1 protein-coding gene is annotated in these 459 nt (G+C 66.2%); it reads right to left on the bottom strand.

Annotated features, from left to right (window positions below; all coding sequences use genetic code 11):
- A partial coding sequence (locus CRD59_RS07615) for a S1C family serine protease (RefSeq protein WP_127920982.1) occupies positions 1 to 459 on the bottom strand: 459 nt, incomplete at both ends.

Here is a 459-nt window from a genome sequence, read left to right as displayed (position 1 = left end):
GCCGGAGACCACACCCGAACCACCGGCGGACTTGACGATCTGCGCGCCTCCACGGGACACCCCATCAGCCTCGACCTGGGCGCTCTTGATGGTCACACCCAGCTTGACGTGCTTGGCGGAACCGTGGGCGATGATCTCGTCGGAGACCCGCTTGACCAGGTTGGACGGGATGGCGAAGCCGATGCCGATCGAGCCGGCCTGGGAGCTGGATGAGGCGGTGGAGGCTATGGAGGAGTTGATGCCGATGACCTGACCGGCGCCATTGAAGGTGGGGCCGCCCGAGTTGCCCGGGTTGATGGCCGCGTCGATCTGCACGGCGTTGGTCACCACTTCGGACTTGCTCTCGTCCATAACGGAGACTGGCCGGGCCAGGGCTGAGACGCTACCGGGGGTGGCCGTGTCAGTATAGCCCAGGGGGTTGCGGATGGCCACGGTGTTATCGCCGCCTGGCGGCATGTG

It is taken from the genome of Bifidobacterium xylocopae, from assembly GCF_003315615.1.
Lineage (GTDB): Bacteria > Actinomycetota > Actinomycetes > Actinomycetales > Bifidobacteriaceae > Bombiscardovia > Bombiscardovia xylocopae.
Note: the sequence above shows the minus strand (reverse complement) of the source record. Positions and strands in the feature narration are given on the sequence as shown.